This is a genomic window from Flavobacterium lacustre, from assembly GCF_027474525.2.
GTDB classification, from domain to species: domain Bacteria; phylum Bacteroidota; class Bacteroidia; order Flavobacteriales; family Flavobacteriaceae; genus Flavobacterium; species Flavobacterium lacustre.
Genome location: NZ_CP114882.2, coordinates 3,034,885 through 3,050,731, shown reverse-complemented (window position 1 = coordinate 3,050,731; position 15,847 = coordinate 3,034,885). Strand labels below are relative to the sequence as shown.

The following is a 15,847-nucleotide window of genomic DNA, read 5'->3' as shown; positions in this document are numbered from 1 at the left end:
ATCAAAAAAATTAAGCATTAATTTGAGGCGGCTGCCAGATACTTCCGAAGAAATTGGAAGTAAGAATTGATTTGTATTCCGGCACTTTTTTGTCAATTATGATTTTGACAGCAAATAAATTATAAGGGTAAATAGTATTGTAAGCGAAACCTTGACAGCCGCAACAGTTGCAGATGCACAAAGGAGTACAGGCATCCTTGTTGTGAGTGTGATTGGATTCATTGCTAATTGTCACTTTGTTACACGACACATCCTGCTCCATATCTGCACAAGGCATAAAGGAAAGTAGCAGAAAAAGAATCGACAATATGAAGTTTAGAATTTTCACAGCTGCAAAAGTACGTATTTTATTTAATTGCCAATACATAATACTTCATTAATTTGCGGGTTAATGCTTTAGGATGAAATACTATTATTGCAAGAGTATTCTATTTTTATAGAAATTAGCGAAATGAAGCAAACAAAGACTTGAGTTTAGGAATACTTGGACTAAATGAAAGTTTTGTGCAGCTGAATGAAATAATGGACTGGTTAATTGATTTTCTTTTAGGTATATTTATTGTTATAAATATTTATGAAAATACAACTGGAAATTAGCCAAAAACACGTTTTTGATAGAAAATTTGTTTTTTGGTTTAAGACGATGTATATTTGCAAAGTCATTTCCCTAGGGAAAAGGACCTGGTTCGTGAAAACGTACGCCACAGCACCGTAGCCTGTGGCTTTTTTTATTTTACCCTCTTTGTATATTTGTCTTCGTAGTATTTTTGGTTTCTTGCATCATCAATATGAAAACAAGAAATTATCATATAGTCTGGAGTGATTTTTTCCATTACTACTAGAAAGTTTCCTTCTTTGAACCAAAAATAGTCCCTGATTCTACCATCTGCTTCTAAGAACTGGAAACAAGTAACATCATCCGTATCTTTATTTTCAAGTATTGGTTTTATCCAATGAATTTTGTTGGCTCTTTTTTTGTCAAAACATCTTTTGCCTTTATCTCCTCTTGTAATGATTTTTACAAAAGTGTGTGGATAGGTTTCAAAACCATCTTCTTTTGAATTTGCTATATCTATTTTTACTTTGCAACCATCAAAATAAAAAACGTTGTCAATAAAATCGGCTTTGAATAATCGAAATAGTTCTTCTAAATGTTCAGCTGATGGGTCAATTCCTAAATTAGGTATGTGATCATCCAAATTAAATAAATCCATTATAGTTTTATTTTGGGTTGGTGATCAAAAATATTGAATTTGGTTTCCCACGGCTCTGTTCCTTCTTCGAGATTAAAACCTGATTTAGTTTCTAAATATTGAATAAAATCCATTCTGTTAGGAGTTGGATTCTCGATATTCTTCATTACTACTCTTGTTTTATAAGTAATTGCTCCAATAAAAAAATCGGCTAATTGAAAGAAATTATTATCGTGAGAATGTAAATGTTGGAATTGTTTGAATGGGCTTTTGCCTTTGTATTCATTGTCAAAAACTTCATTTATTTTTTTTAGTTTTTCTCTACCACGCGTATTTTGAATGTCTATAAAAACCCTGTATTCATCGCCATTACTATTATTTGGGCGTAATAAATAATAGGTCATTTTATAATAGAAATTGTCGTGCGAGCCTTGGTTAAAATCGGTATGATTTAGACGCTCTTTGTATTTGACTAAAACACAACGAAATTGTAATGATGAGCGAAAGAAATAATCTACTAATTCTTTGTATAATGCAGTTCTTGCATTTGAAAATTTATTCCATTTTAACTCTGATTTTTGATTGTGCTTTGCTAGTATTTGATTGAATTTTTTTTGTAATTCAACATAATCGGTCATTGGTACTTTTATGTAACCAATGCACATAACCGGAATATTATCATTTTCTAAATGACAACTTTCGTCGATATAAAAATCATATTTATTATTCATAAATTGTGGAAATTAATAGCAAATTCGACCAATTAGATGCTCAAAAGCGATTGAATTTTAAAAAGCGGAAATTTACAGAATAAATTGTTAAGGGAAATACTATTTTCAATTTACTTATTTTTCAAATCTAAAATGCCTATCATTAATATTTTTTAAGCGATAAATTATTTCTGATTTTTGAAAAAAATCACATAATCCGCTAAATTATACAAGTCTAGCAATTCAATATCATTTATTTTACTAGTTAATTGATCAATCTCAATAAAAGCAACATCATTTGCAAATGATTTTTCGCCAATAAGGTGTTCTATGTGGGTGTAAACTGCTTCTCGAAGTCTTGGGTTTTCTTTGTGAATTATGTAGTTTTTGAGGTATATTCTAATCCCTAAATCGGTTTGTTTTTCTAGGTTTTCTATCGATGCGAAATACATATCACTAATTCGTAGGCTAATCCCGTAATATTCAAGTGGTTTATCTTTTCCTTGTTGGTATTTTGTTAGGTTTGTTTCAGGTTGAAGAAATGCAGTTATTTTCCAACGTTCTACGACTGGAGCATAATGTACTAGTAGTTCTACTTCTTTGAAAAGGTAAGGATTGCCGTTGGCGGTGATGATTAATTCGGATTTATCTTTACCGTTTTTGATTATGAGATCTAAATCTTTGTTGAATAGGCGTAAGAGGTTGTTTAATTCTGTGAAGTGCTTTATTAGTTCTTCTTTTGGAATTTCGTTTAAGAGCAAGAAAACAAAATTGTTTTGTTTGAAATGGTTCCAGAAGTTGGTTATGTGGTTCATCGTTTATCGTTTATCTTTTATCTTTTATGGTTTTGTCGTAGGCAATCAGATTGAACATTTCTCGCATTCTACTTCTAACCCGATTCCCATAAACATTCTCAATTTCAGTAGCCGAAAGGTTTGTAGTTATATGCGTTTGGATTTTTTTACTTGTAAAAATATCATAGCGACTTAATAGAATTTCTGCCATTACGTTACATTCGTTTCCGTAATATTTCAGGTTGTTTTCTGTTCCTAAATCGTCAAAGCATATTGTTTTGGGTTCTGATTCGTATAGTTTGCCTTTGCTATATTTGTGAATGATTTGGTAACCATCCTGGATAAATTCAAAGCTTATGTCTCGACACGGTTTTACGAAAAATTTATGCTCTGTTGTCGCCAAGTGTTTCATTAAATTCATTAGGGATGTTTTGCCACAGCCGATTGGGCCAGAAAGTAAAATTCCTTTGTTGCCGTTGATGCCGTACTGAAAACAAGTTGTTTCGTCTTTAAGAAAATAGGCGATGAGTTTGTAAATTATGGGGTAATCACTTTCAAGTATTTTGAAATGATTGCCGTATAATTCAATGCCTTTTTTCTCCAGCCAAGCAATTATTTCCGTGTAGCTATAATGGCTCTGAATAATCTTTGTCTGTTCCTGTGTTGAGGTGTTTTGCTCTGTTGGATTGTTCATTTGAAATGAATTTAGGTGCGTTTAATATCCAATTTTGTGCTGCTGCTTGCCAATCGACCATCGGAGTTTTGCCACCGACTAACCAACCGTTGCTGGAAAAATAATTGAAAAATTTAATGGCTTCGAGTTCCGGAAAGTTCTGTTCGAGAAAATAAACTTTGACATTTTCAATTGTTGGATTGAGTTCCCTCGACTGCGCTCGGGATGACAAATCGGAATTTTCAATTTCATCTTTTTCTTTTTTGCCGGAACTTTTTTCTTTTTCTTCGGAAGCCGCGCTTTTTAAAAACTCATCGACAATTTCAAAATTTTTTGCTTGCTCGTCCAAGTTTACAATCTTTAAATCGTTTGAAATGTTTGGTATGTTTGTATTGTTTATATAAGATACTAGAGCTTGTTCAGTACCTGTTTCATTACTTGTACCACTACCAGTATAAAGCTTGTTCACTACTTGTTCATCAACCAGTTCAAAAACTGGTTCATTTTTTGGCATTGTTGCTTTTTCGCTTTTTGGTATTGGTTTTAAATCATCTGAAAAATTGAATAAATAAACGTGGCTTCCTTTGAATGGATTATAAGATGGTTCGTAATTGATGTAACCTAGAGAATGTAGGTTTTTAAGGCACTTATGATAAGTTGCTTTAGAACTGATTTTGCTTATTCGCATTACCTCATCACGAGAAATACTGATTGGATTTTTGAATCGATTGCAATTCCAGAACTGAAACAACGACATATACAAACTTACGTGTGTTGGATTGAGTGTTTTGTCAATAGCCACTTTCTCGAAAAATCCTGTTAGATGTTTTATATAATTCATCTTTGAGGTTATTTACGATTGAATAGGTTAGGTGTTGCTTCGACTTTGTTAGTTTCTATAACTTTCTCTAAATCATTACTGGAGTAATACAGAATTCCTCCAATTTTGGTATAGGTTAGTGTACCGTTTACACGTAGATTTTGTAAAGTGCCGGAAGAAATGTTTAACAGCTTTCTGACTTCGTTGGATTTGAGCCATTGTTTTTGCTGTTGCGGTTTTGAATTAAACATTGTGTTTAAATCGGAAAGAAGAAGTGTACGGAATTCGTTTAAATCTTCGCGAGTGATAACTTCGATTGCCATAACTGATGTTTTAAATTGTTATGGTACAAAATTGAATTAATTGATTTATTTTGTTTGCCAAGTTGGTATCAACTTGGTAACGAATTTTTGTCAATTACTGTTTTTTATGGTTAAAACAGATTAAATATTGTGTTTGGTTTTATTAAAAATACCAGCTCGGAAAAGAATTGAACTGTTTTAAATCAAATATCTTTTTTAATTTCTAAATATTTAAAACACTATTTAGTTTTAAATATTGATTTTCAATATATTACATATTTAATTTATTATGTAGTTATGCCAACTTGGTATGAACTTGGTACTACTATTTTGACTTATTATTTTCTTGATCAATTTTCTTCTTTAGTATTCTTGTTAAACCATCTAAATATGTTGTTTCTTCTGTTTTTCTGCCTCTGATGGAATACCAACTTCTGTAAACATCACCTAAATCGATATTGAAAACTGCTTCAAAATAATTTGCTATGTCTTTTATATCAGCAGTACCATTATTGAAGCTACCTTGATAATAAAGGGCATATATCGTTTCAATTAATGCAGATTTACTATCTGTCCAAGTGAGTTTTACTTTTGGTAGTGCTTGTGTTTTAGTTGTCATTGTTTCTTTTCTGTCTAATATTGTCAGCTGTTCTTTTAGATATATTTCAAGTAAATCGTTGGCTAATATTTTTGATACTTTAAAATCGTGACTTGTATTAAATTCTTGGTCTGAAGTGAAGAAAAAAGTATCTAATGATAACCTAATATCATATTTTCCTCTTAAAAAATATTTTTCATCAAGGAAAATTGCTCCTGTTCTGTAATATTGATAAAACTCCAAATTATTATCGAAATAATGATTTAATTTATCTAATTCGTTTAGTAAATATTTTCTTTGAGATCTGTCTGTTCCTTTTGGTCGTTTGGTTTCAATTTTTAGCACTTTTGTATGAAATATTAATTTTGAAAAAAATTGGGGCTTAACTTCTTTGAAAAAAAGTATTTCTTCGGTTTGGGTTCTAAAATTGGTTTTTATAATTATTACTTTCAAATTCCCTAATGATTTGACAATCATTTCTATTGCTTTTTCAGCGTGTTTTATGGGGTCAGTAATTTCTAAATCAATAAAATTCAGTTGTTCGTTGAGGTTGGAGAGAAGTTGGTTGATTTTGGCGTTCAATTTTTGTATGTAAATTAATTGAAAAAGATTAGCCTATAAAGTTATTGAAAGGGCTAATTTTAGTTTCATTTTTAGATTGATTTTGCGATTTTTTCCATTATTGAATAATCTGAGCCAAATTTGCAAATCGCATCACATTGACTTCTCAATTCTGAAAACAGAATGTATTTGATATTCATTTTTGAATTTTTTATGACCGGTCTATTTAATTGTTGAATTACATCTTTTTCGCGACTGTCTGGAATGATGATGTAAAATACCTCTTCGCCGTTAGAAATACTAAAATATAAATCAGAAAGGCGTAAAATGCCTGAATAAATACTGGTGCTTTTTTCTACTTCAAATGCACCGATAATTTTGTTTGTTCCTTTTTGAAACCAAAGCACATCAATGAGTTTAATCGTGTTTTGAGTGTCTTTGTCCGTTGGTAATTCTGGAAATTTACCAATTGATATAAACGAAAAACTTTGACCATTAAACGCTTTACTTTTATCATTACTGGCTGGTGTAACATCGTACCCCAGTGAAACTCCAATTTTAAGTAAGTGGTATTGCATTTCGTTGTGAAGATTTTCTTCTAGTTTTTCTTCCTGAATTTCTTTTTGTCGTTTTAGTATATTCTTTTCAAACTTATTGCGTTCTTCTTCGCTTAAATATTCATCGTTGCCAATAAGCATTTTTTGTGTTCCAATTTCAAAACACAATCCTGCTATTGCTCCTAAATCATTTGATAATTCACTTTTGTGTTTGCAGTTGGTTTCGATTAGTGTCTCTCTAATTTTAAGGTATTCCGTCCAACTGCCCAACTTCTTTTTGTCTTTAAACAGAAAATTAAATCCGTTGAGAATGGCTGTATTGAATGGTGGAAACCAAGTTGGATGCAAAAAATATAGAATACTGGCCACGGCAGGGCCAAGACCTTTTATTTTGAGTTCGTCCAGTTTTACAATTTCTTTTACTACTTGTTCCTCTGTTTTGGCATTAATGCAGTTTTCGAGAAATTGACCGAAAGCAATTTTATTGTTTTGGTTTTCGTAAATATCCGGAATTCTTAATTTTGGTTTCCAATAAAAAGGATGTGCTACGCCAACAAAGACTTGTTTTTGTTCTGCTATACAACTCAATACAAATTCTAAACTACTGCCTTTAAAATCGTTAGGAAATATTTTGTTTTTGATGTCGTCTATCACTTGCAAAACACCACGGCGAATAGTCCGAAATGCTTTTAATCGTTGGTCATTATCGACAAACCAAGTAGTATAAACACTTTCAGTATCGGTTTTGTATTGTTGGATTATTTGAGTAAGGTTGTTCATTTTTAATACAGCTATATCTTATTACTTATTCGTTTTTACAATTAACAGAAAGTCATTTTATAGTATAAAATAAATGGTTCGTTTTAGGACGAACCATTTATTAAGAAAATTAATTTTTTGATTTTTCATCATTCATCTTTTTCTCCAACAATAAGCAATGAGCGGCACACGCGTGGAGTTTGTAATTTTTATGTACGCTACCTACATTATGACCTTTTGCATCCAGTATTTCGCATTTTTCTTCTTGTGTTTTTCCAATATTAACCACGTTTTCACCTTTTATGTTGTAGTAAGAACCATTTTTCTTAGCCATACCCATCTTTTTTCCATTAGAATCAATAACATTACCGTTTGCATCAATAAAATAGATGGTCTTGCCTTGGTTGTCTTTCACGATATTGTCTTTGGTAATAAATCCTAATTTGTTCCAACCGTGATCGTGAATTTCACCCTTTTTATTGATGTAAATTTTTTCAGTAGGGTTGGAATCCGATTTAGTTTGTGCATTGGCACTTAACGAGATAATCATTAAAAACATTGTTAATAATGAAATTGTTTTTGTCGAAATTAATTTTTGAATTTTCATAATAAATTGTATTTAATTATTCGTCAGTTACGCTGTTGCCCGGTCTTCAGTATCACTGTTGCCTGATTTATATTTTTCTATAGTTTCAAATTTCTCAATCGCAAAGCATTTACAATTACAGAAACCGAGCTAAAACTCATTGCTAAAGCTGCAATCATTGGCGATAATAAAACTCCAAAAAATGGATACAAAACTCCCGCTGCAATTGGAACTCCTAAAACATTATAGAAGAAAGCAAAAAACAAGTTTTGTTTGATGTTTCGCATTACAGCGTGGCTCAAATTCTTGGCTTTTACGATGCCTTGTAAATCGCCTTTTACTAGAGTGATTTTTGCACTTTCAATAGCTACATCAGTTCCTGTTCCCATCGCAATTCCAATGTCTGCTTGTGCTAGTGCGGGTGCATCATTTATACCATCGCCTGCCATTGCTACAATTTTCCCTTCGGATTGTAAGCGTTTTATTTCGTTCAATTTGTCTTCGGGTAAACAACTTGCTTTGTAGGATGATAAGTTTAATTCATCGGCAACTGCTTTGGCTGTATTTACATTGTCGCCAGTAAGCATAATTACTTCAACTCCTTGACGCATTAATTCTTTTATGGCTTCTTTACTAGATATTTTAATTGCATCGGTAATTGATACAAAACCAACTGCAACGCCATTAACAGCAATATATGAAACGGTTTTTCCTAGTTTCTGCTCGGCAATAATTTTGCTTTCTAAATCGTCAGCAATAGTTGCTTTTACTTGTTCTATTAGTTTTTTATTTCCTAATGCTATCTTTCTATTGTTTACAGTTCCAGTCACGCCTTTTCCTGCAACGGCTTCAAAATCTTTGACTTCAATTAATGAAACGGTTTTGGATTTGGCATAATTGATTACTGCTTGTGCCAATGGATGTTCGCTGTATTGGTTTAATGAAGCGATGCTTTGTAACAAATCATTTTCGTTATTGTTTGATGCAAATATCTTTTCAACTGATGGCTTTCCTTCAGTAATGGTTCCTGTTTTATCTGTAATTAAAACATTCACTTTATTCATATTTTCCAAAGCTTCAGCATTTTTAATCAAAACTCCCGATTGTGCGCCTTTGCCAACACCTACCATTACTGACATTGGAGTAGCCAGACCCAATGCACAAGGACAAGCAATAATTAAAACCGCAATTGCATTTATAAAACCGTAAACCAAAGCTGGTTCTGGTCCAAATTTTGCCCAAACGAAAAATGTTACTACCGAAATAATGACTACAATGGGAACAAAATATTTAGCAATACTATCGGCTAATTTTTGAATAGGTGCTCTTGAACGACTGGCATCATTTACCATTTGAACAATTTGAGAAAGCAAAGTTTCAGAACCTACTTTTTCGGCTATCATTACAAAGGATTTGTTACCGTTTATAGTTCCTGCAATTACATTATCATCTTTCTTTTTATCAACTGGAATAGGTTCACCAGTTATCATTGCTTCGTCTATACTGCTTTCGCCATCGGTTATTTTTCCATCAACTGGAATTTTGTCTCCTGGTTTTACTCGCAATAAATCGCCTTTTTTGATGTCCTGAATGGATATTACTTTATCGTTTCCATCAATAACTAAAGTTGCTTCTGTTGGAGCGAGTTTTAATAATTCTTTGATTGCACCACTTGTTTGGCTGTGCGCTCTAGCTTCTAAAAGTTGACCTAATAAAACTAAAGTTAATATTACAGTTGTAGCTTCAAAATAGAGCAGTACTGTTCCAGTTTCCGTTTTGAATTCGTTTGGAAAAATATTAGGAAAAAACATTCCTACTAAACTGAATAAAAAAGCAACTCCAGTTCCAATTCCGATAAGGGTAAACATATTCAAGTTCCAAGTAACAATAGACTTGAATGCACGAACAAAGAATATCCAGCAGGCATAAAATACTACCGGAAGCGATAATATTAATTGCACCCAATTCCATTTTGAGGCATCCATTATTTGAAGTAAAGGATTATTGTGTACCATTTCTATCATAGCAATGGTGAAAATAGGAACAGTAAATACAACAGCAATTTTCATTTTCTTTACCAAATCCTTATACGTCTTTTGGTCTTCATTATCACTTGGTTCCATTGGCACCAAATCCATACCACAAATTGGACAAGAACCCGACGTTTCACTAATTACTTCGGGATGCATTGGACAAGTATATAAGGCTTTGCTAACCGTCAACTCTGGGGCTTTTACTAAATCCATACCGCATACGGGGCAGTCACCCGCTTTGTCATATAATTTTTCGCCTTCACAATGCATAGGACAGTAGTATTTGCCACTTGTATTAACAGGAACATTGATTTCCGTTTTATCGCTGTGGGAATGCTTAGAACAACAAGATTTTGCTGCATCTTCATTGGTTGTTACTTGTTGTGGAGTTTTACCATTAGTCACTTCTAAGGTGTATTTTCCAACGGCAGATAATGCTTCTTGCAACTGTGCTAATGGAATGTGTTTTTCCATTGTTATAGTGGCTATAGACGGATTTAATGAAACTTTTGCTTCAATGCCCTCAACAGCATTCAATGTTTTTTCGACTTTGGTGCGACAACCATCACAAGTCATTCCTGAAATAATATATGTATGTGTCATAATTTTTAATATTTACATTTTCATTCCTTCCATTGGGTCACTGCCTTTTCGGAATTTATATTCACTGTTTATAGCATAGGCACCAGTAATTACCACTTTTTTTGTACTGTCTATTTCTGATTTTATTTCTATCATTCCATTGGTTTCTATTCCAGTTTCGACCATTAGGTTTTCAAATACTCCCGGTCTTTTTTCAACCCAAATATAGGAAGCGTTTTCCTCCCTGATAACTGCATCAACAGGAATATACAATCCTTTTAAATTGGATTGTGTTAATTTTGCCATCGCTTGCATCCCCGGTTTTAATTGCAAATTTGGATTTGGTATTTCCAATCGAATTAAAAGTAGACGCGTGTCTGGATTTATTTCCGGATTGATAAAAGAAACTTGCGCATTTATGGTTTTATCAGGAAAATCGGCAAACGTTATTTGGGCTTTTTGTCCTATTTTTAGATTCTTGGCATAGTTTACGTTTACTTGTGTTTCTAACCAAAGACTGTTTAAATCCGCCAATTTAATGATGCTAGAACCTTCCATTGCATAACTGCCTTCTGTGGTACTTATTTCCGATATTGTTCCACTGGCAGTGCTATAAAAAATGGTATAAGGAGAAACCTCTTTACCGGTTTTTAAACTTTCAATTTGGGCATTGGTTAAACCAAAGAATAGCAGCTTTTGTTTTGCTGCATTGAGCATATTTCGGGCATTCTTTCCAAAATCGCCAGGCATTGATAGTTGTTTGTATGCCGTGAAATAATCCTGTTTAGCAATGGCAATATCTTCGCTATACAATTGATATACGGCTTGATTTTTAGCCACATAATCGCCGACGGTTTTGAAGTACAACTTTTCAATTCTTCCCATTGCTCTTGAAGAAATGGTTTTGATTTTCTCTTGATTAATTGTCAGGACTCCCGTATAATTTTGCTCTAAACTGCTTTGGGTTTCTGAAATAGTTTGGGTAGTGATATTTCCCAGTTGTATTTGCTGTTTACTCAAACTTATTTCATTAGCCTCTGTGTCATCTTGTTTTATTGGGGTTAACTCCATATGGCAAATAGGGCATTTTCCGGGTTTGTCCTCCTTGACTTGTGGATCCATTGAACAAGTGTAAAATGTTGTTGCTGCACTCTTATTGTGTTTGCTATGGTCTTCTTTTTCTTTAGTATTACAAGCCACCATTACCATAAATAGTATTGATAATACACTTATTTTTTTTATTGTCTTCATCATTATTCGGTTTTAATAAAGCTTTCGCTGTCAATTAAATATTGTGCGTTTTTGGCAATGGTGTCTTTTACTGAAATGCCCTCAATAATTTGGATAAAATCATCTATTTCAATTCCTGTTTTTATGGCCGATGCCTTAAAGCCATTCTCCATTTTTAAGAAAACTATTTTCTTGTTTCCAATACTTACCATTGCCTGTTTTTGAATCCAAATTCCTTTTACGGCATTTGTTTTCACTGCGCCTTGCAATCGCAAACCAACTGGTAATTTCAATTTATTGTTATTTAAATAAACTCGAATTCTATTGGTTTTATCAGCTGCGTTTAATTGTGTTTCGACAAAATTTATTTTTGCATCCATAAATTCATCTTTGTCAAGTTCGGAAGTAATTCTGATGGATTGATTGGCTTTGATTAGACTATTGTATCCTTGGATAACATTGAATATTCCCCATACTTTATCCGTATTTAATAGTTTAAAAATGACTTCTCCCTTTTTTATATAACTCCCTTCTTTAACATTCAAAACTTCAGTGTTGTTATTCGCACTTTGCATCACAGGAATAGTTGTATTATCCATCGTTGCTGTTCCATCAATAATCCCGGAAGCAGGACTATAAATTGTTATTAGCGGGTTTACTTTTTTGGAATTAGACAGCGCATTTATTTGATTTTGAGTCATTCCATATAGCAATAATTTTTGTCTTGAGGCATCAATAATTGAAGGGTTTTCAACATCATTAATGACCATATAAATGAAGTTTTGTTGCTCCGTCAGTAATTCAGGGCTGTATAAATCAAATAGTTTTTGTCCTTTATTTACTTTTTGATATTTATAATTGACATACATTCGCTCAATTCTTCCGCTCATTCGAGCTGCAATATTTACCGATGAATTGGGATCATACCCCACAATTCCTGGTAGATTTATTTCACTGCTCAAAGTAGTGTCTATTGCCGTTGTCGTTTGATAATTTCCTACTATAAAATTGTCGGTAGGTTTTATAAGATTGTCGATTGAATTATCTTCAACTGAATTATTCTCCGTTATTTTTTTTACTAAAGTCATTCCGCAAATGGGACAATTTCCGGGTTTATCTCTAATGATTTGTGGATGCATTGAACAAGTGTAAATCTCGTTTTGATGTCCCATTTCTGAATGATTGTCTGATTTTATTGCAAATAAATAGATTGCAATTCCAATAATGGAAATTACGATAAAAGCTAAACCATATTTTATATACTTGTTCATAATTATTTGGTTTCTAATTGTTTTTCAATTTCTACTTGTGCTGCCAAAATCCTTTGCAATTTATCTAACGCATCAATTTGAGCCATATTTAATGCTTCCCACGCATCAAGAGTGGCAAAAAGATCTCCAGTGTTGTTTTGCCAAGCTAAAATTGCAGTTTCATAATTGCTTTTAAGGGCAGGAATTATACTTTTTTGTGCAACCTCGTATTGTTTTTTTAAAGTGTTCAATTCATTGGTCATACCCGAAATCATTCCTGTAGCTTCATTCAAAATCATTTGTTTTTGCCAGTTCAGACTTTCATTTTTAATTTGAAAACTATTGATATTGGCTTTATTCATTTTGGTTGACCAAGGCATTGGAATAGTAATCATTCCCATTAAAGTAAATTGTTGAGGTTGTTCGCCAAAAGCAAACATATGATCGTATTTTATACCAAACTCGGGCAATAATTTTGTTTTTTCTGCCACAATTTTGAGCTGATTTATTTCCATCGTTTTTTCGATGGCTTTCACATCGCTTCGGTTTTTAGAAAGAGAAGTTGTATCCGATATTGCCGAATTAAAATCTTTTATTTCGTAGGTTTCATCAATTTCAAATTTGGTGTTTTTATCTCTTGCCATCAAAGTGTTCAGCATAATTCGCTTTTGTGAAATGTCATTTTGCAACATTAGAATCATACTTTCTAATGCGCTGTATTGCGATTTTGCTTTGTAATAAGTAGGTAATTTATCCATATTATACTGATAACGTATTTCCATACTTTTAATCATATAGTCTAAAAGCAACAAATTATCATCGGCTATTTTTATTTTTTTATTTAAAACCAACCATTGATAATAATTTGTTTTTGCCAATGCTATCAATTGATTAATTGTATAGTTTTTGTTTTCTTTTTCAACAGAAGACATTGCCTTCATAAGATTAGAATCAGCTTTTAGCTTGGAAGCATTTGGTATCATTTGCGTAACGCCCAGCATATACATCCCCATTCCAGGAAATGTTCCATCTGCTTTCCACATTTTGGTATTATAAGGAGTCGTAAAAAAACCTGTTTCCACTTGAGGGGGCATCCAGCTTTTAGCTCCTTTTGCAGCTGCATCCATACTTTGAATATCGGCATCGTACATTTTTAGTTGAGGATTGTTTGTTTTGATTGTACTCAATACATTATCCAAGGAAAGTGTTTGCGCCTTCATATTAAAGCTTAAAATCAAACAACTTATTACGATATAAAATTTAATGTTTTGCATCTATAAGATCTATTTTACCTTTTGTTTTTAATTCACGAAGTTTTGACATTTCAAAAACAACAGGGGTTACTAATAATACATAAATTGTGGAGGTAATGGTACCTCCAATAAGTGGAACGGTAATGGGAAGCATCACATCAGCACCTGTTCCAGTTGCCCAAAGAATAGGGATTAATCCAAATAATGAAACAGAAACTGTCATCAGTTTGGGTCGCAATCTTTTGGCTGAACCATCAATAATGTATTCTCTCAATATTTCTTCGGTAATGGTTTCGGAACTGTTTCCGTGTTTTTCGACCATTTTGTTCATCGCTTCATTCAAATAAATGGTAATTAACATCGCTGTTTCGACAGCAAGACCAAATAAGGCTATAAACCCTACCGCAACTGCCACCGACAAATTAATTCCATAGAAATAAACCATAAAAATACCCCCAATTAATGCAAAGGGAACTGTAATCATTGTGATTAATGCTTCTTTCATAGAGCGATAAGTAAAATACAAAATGAGAAAAATAATGACAACAACAATAGGTAGAATCAAACTTAATGTTTTGTTTGCGCGGATTTGATTTTCCCACTGTCCGCTCCATTCCACATAATAGCCTTTTGGCATTTTAGTCATCATTGCATTCAGTTTTTTCTGTGCTTCTTTTACAGTACTTCCTAAATCACGCTCCCGAACGTTGAACAACACAGTTCCACGTAGCATTGCATTTTCGCTATTTATCATTGGAGGGCCATCACTTATTTTTACATTGGCAACAGTTTCTAATGGTATTGGTCCAAATTGCATTGTTTGCACTTGCAGTTTTTTTAAAGCCTCAAGGCTATTTCTGTATTCTTGTGCATATCGTGCGTTGACAGAAAAACGTTGTCTTCCTTCTATAGTTGTTGTTAGTTTCATACCTCCAATAGAAGCTTCAACCACATTATTAATGTCGTCTATGGTTAATCCATATCTGCCAATAACGTCTCTTTTTGCTTCAATATCAATATATTTTCCGCCTGTTATTGGTTCAGCATACAAATCTTTAACTCCCGAAGTTCCTTCCAATGTTTTTTTAATTTTTTGAGCCAAAACATTAATTGTATCTAAACTTGCTCCGTAAATTTTTATTCCTACATCTGTTCTGATACCAGTTGAAAGCATATTGATACGATTAATAATTGGCTGTGTAAAGCCATTCGTTACCCCGGGTATTTGCAATTTATTGTTGATTTCATTAACAATATCAGCTTTCTTTTTGCCTTCTCTCCATTCTTGTTGTGGTTTAAGCAAAATAATTGTTTCTACCATACTTATTGGACTGTTATCCGTTGCCGTATTGGCTCTTCCTGCTTTTCCCAACACGTGAGCCACTTCAGGAATTGATTTTATCAATTTGTCCTGAACCTGCAAAATTCGTTTCACTTCGGAATTTGACACATCAGGTAAAGTTACTGGCATAAAAAGAATGGAACCTTCATCGAGTGGAGGCATAAATTCTGAACCTAAACGAGTAAACATTAATACCCCAATTAACAGCGCTACAATATTAATTGCTAAAACTGTTTTTCTCCATTTTAAACAAAGAGTTAAAATGGGAGTATAAATACTTTCCAATTTTCTATTTATTGGATTTTTGTTTTCTGTACGAAGTTTGCCTTTTAGTAAAAAGCTAATCAATACAGGAGTTAGCGTAATGGCAAAAAATGCATCCACAATTAGTATAAACGATTTTGTCCAAGCCAATGGACTAAATAATTTGCCTTCCATTCCTGTGAGAAGAAATACGGGTAAAAATGAAGCAATTACAATTATGGTTGAATAAAAAACGCCTGGTCCCACTAATTTAGAAGAGCTTTCTATAAGCTTCAACTTATCTTCAGGAGTTAACGGATCGTTTTCTTTTTTGAATATTTTTTTTAGTTTATCTTTCATT

The 15,847-nt window shown here is 32.9% G+C and carries 15 protein-coding genes; all 15 read right to left on the bottom strand.

Going from position 1 to position 15,847, the window contains the following annotated elements; translation table 11 throughout:
- Positions 1–10 precede the first annotated feature (10 nt).
- Positions 11–367 (bottom strand): DUF6660 family protein, encoded by a 357-nt coding sequence (locus tag O6P34_RS13235; RefSeq protein ID WP_269684986.1) that lies wholly within the window; start codon positions 365–367, stop codon positions 11–13.
- A gap of 361 nt (positions 368–728) precedes the next feature.
- On the bottom strand, positions 729–1,214 hold the full coding sequence (locus O6P34_RS13230; protein ID WP_269684985.1) for a hypothetical protein: 486 nt from the start codon (positions 1,212–1,214) through the stop codon (positions 729–731).
- On the bottom strand, positions 1,214–1,924 hold the full coding sequence (locus tag O6P34_RS13225; RefSeq protein WP_269684984.1) for a DUF3800 domain-containing protein: 711 nt from the start codon (positions 1,922–1,924) through the stop codon (positions 1,214–1,216). The genes O6P34_RS13230 and O6P34_RS13225 overlap by 1 nt, the downstream gene beginning before the upstream one ends.
- A gap of 164 nt (positions 1,925–2,088) precedes the next feature.
- Positions 2,089–2,718, bottom strand: a complete 630-nt coding sequence (locus tag O6P34_RS13220) for a hypothetical protein (protein ID WP_269684983.1) — start codon at positions 2,716–2,718, stop codon at positions 2,089–2,091.
- Positions 2,719–2,728: 10 nt separating this feature from the next.
- A complete protein-coding gene (locus tag O6P34_RS13215; RefSeq protein WP_269684982.1) occupies positions 2,729–3,391 on the bottom strand; it encodes an AAA family ATPase in 663 nt (220 codons plus the stop codon).
- On the bottom strand, positions 3,324–4,211 hold the full coding sequence (locus tag O6P34_RS13210) for a transcriptional regulator (protein ID WP_269684981.1): 888 nt from the start codon (positions 4,209–4,211) through the stop codon (positions 3,324–3,326). Before O6P34_RS13210 ends, O6P34_RS13215 begins: the two co-directional genes overlap by 68 nt.
- An 8-nt stretch (positions 4,212–4,219) precedes the next feature.
- A complete protein-coding gene (locus O6P34_RS13205; protein ID WP_269684980.1) occupies positions 4,220–4,513 on the bottom strand; it encodes a helix-turn-helix domain-containing protein in 294 nt (97 codons plus the stop codon).
- A gap of 304 nt (positions 4,514–4,817) precedes the next feature.
- Entirely contained in the window at positions 4,818–5,672 is an 855-nt protein-coding gene (locus O6P34_RS13200; protein WP_269684979.1) for an RteC domain-containing protein, read from the bottom strand.
- Between the two features lie 71 nt (positions 5,673–5,743).
- A complete protein-coding gene (locus O6P34_RS13195) occupies positions 5,744–6,988 on the bottom strand; it encodes a hypothetical protein (RefSeq protein WP_269684978.1) in 1,245 nt (414 codons plus the stop codon).
- A gap of 109 nt (positions 6,989–7,097) precedes the next feature.
- Positions 7,098–7,574, bottom strand: coding sequence for a 5-fold beta-flower protein (locus tag O6P34_RS13190; RefSeq protein ID WP_269684977.1), 477 nt, complete (start codon positions 7,572–7,574; stop codon positions 7,098–7,100).
- Between the two features lie 77 nt (positions 7,575–7,651).
- Positions 7,652–10,189 carry a heavy metal translocating P-type ATPase gene (locus O6P34_RS13185; protein ID WP_269684976.1) on the bottom strand — a complete coding sequence of 846 codons (2,538 nt, stop codon included), beginning with the start codon at positions 10,187–10,189 and terminating at the stop codon, positions 7,652–7,654.
- Between the two features lie 12 nt (positions 10,190–10,201).
- Entirely contained in the window at positions 10,202–11,422 is a 1,221-nt protein-coding gene (locus tag O6P34_RS13180) for an efflux RND transporter periplasmic adaptor subunit (protein WP_269684975.1), read from the bottom strand.
- On the bottom strand, positions 11,422–12,669 hold the full coding sequence (locus O6P34_RS13175; RefSeq protein ID WP_269684974.1) for a heavy metal-binding domain-containing protein: 1,248 nt from the start codon (positions 12,667–12,669) through the stop codon (positions 11,422–11,424). Before O6P34_RS13175 ends, O6P34_RS13180 begins: the two co-directional genes overlap by 1 nt.
- Before the next feature lie 2 nt (positions 12,670–12,671).
- On the bottom strand, positions 12,672–13,922 hold the full coding sequence (locus tag O6P34_RS13170) for a TolC family protein (RefSeq protein WP_269684973.1): 1,251 nt from the start codon (positions 13,920–13,922) through the stop codon (positions 12,672–12,674).
- Positions 13,909–15,846 (bottom strand): efflux RND transporter permease subunit, encoded by a 1,938-nt coding sequence (locus O6P34_RS13165; RefSeq protein WP_269684972.1) that lies wholly within the window; start codon positions 15,844–15,846, stop codon positions 13,909–13,911. Before O6P34_RS13165 ends, O6P34_RS13170 begins: the two co-directional genes overlap by 14 nt.
- Position 15,847 lies beyond the last annotated feature (1 nt).

Excerpts from the sequence above, each read along its gene's own strand:
- O6P34_RS13235 (WP_269684986.1), bottom strand. The coding sequence starts at position 367 with ATGTATTGGCAATTAAATAAAATACGTACTTTTGCAGCTGTGAAAATT.
- O6P34_RS13230 (WP_269684985.1), bottom strand. The coding sequence starts at position 1,214 with ATGGATTTATTTAATTTGGATGATCACATACCTAATTTAGGAATTGAC.
- O6P34_RS13225 (WP_269684984.1), bottom strand. The coding sequence starts at position 1,924 with ATGAATAATAAATATGATTTTTATATCGACGAAAGTTGTCATTTAGAA.
- O6P34_RS13220 (WP_269684983.1), bottom strand. The coding sequence starts at position 2,718 with ATGAACCACATAACCAACTTCTGGAACCATTTCAAACAAAACAATTTT.
- O6P34_RS13215 (WP_269684982.1), bottom strand. The coding sequence starts at position 3,391 with ATGAACAATCCAACAGAGCAAAACACCTCAACACAGGAACAGACAAAG.
- O6P34_RS13210 (WP_269684981.1), bottom strand. The coding sequence starts at position 4,211 with ATGAATTATATAAAACATCTAACAGGATTTTTCGAGAAAGTGGCTATT.
- O6P34_RS13205 (WP_269684980.1), bottom strand. The coding sequence starts at position 4,513 with ATGGCAATCGAAGTTATCACTCGCGAAGATTTAAACGAATTCCGTACA.
- O6P34_RS13195 (WP_269684978.1), bottom strand. The coding sequence starts at position 6,988 with ATGAACAACCTTACTCAAATAATCCAACAATACAAAACCGATACTGAA.
- O6P34_RS13190 (WP_269684977.1), bottom strand. The coding sequence starts at position 7,574 with ATGAAAATTCAAAAATTAATTTCGACAAAAACAATTTCATTATTAACA.
- O6P34_RS13185 (WP_269684976.1), bottom strand. The coding sequence starts at position 10,189 with ATGACACATACATATATTATTTCAGGAATGACTTGTGATGGTTGTCGC.
- O6P34_RS13180 (WP_269684975.1), bottom strand. The coding sequence starts at position 11,422 with ATGATGAAGACAATAAAAAAAATAAGTGTATTATCAATACTATTTATG.
- O6P34_RS13175 (WP_269684974.1), bottom strand. The coding sequence starts at position 12,669 with ATGAACAAGTATATAAAATATGGTTTAGCTTTTATCGTAATTTCCATT.
- O6P34_RS13170 (WP_269684973.1), bottom strand. The coding sequence starts at position 13,922 with ATGCAAAACATTAAATTTTATATCGTAATAAGTTGTTTGATTTTAAGC.
- O6P34_RS13165 (WP_269684972.1), bottom strand. The coding sequence starts at position 15,846 with ATGAAAGATAAACTAAAAAAAATATTCAAAAAAGAAAACGATCCGTTA.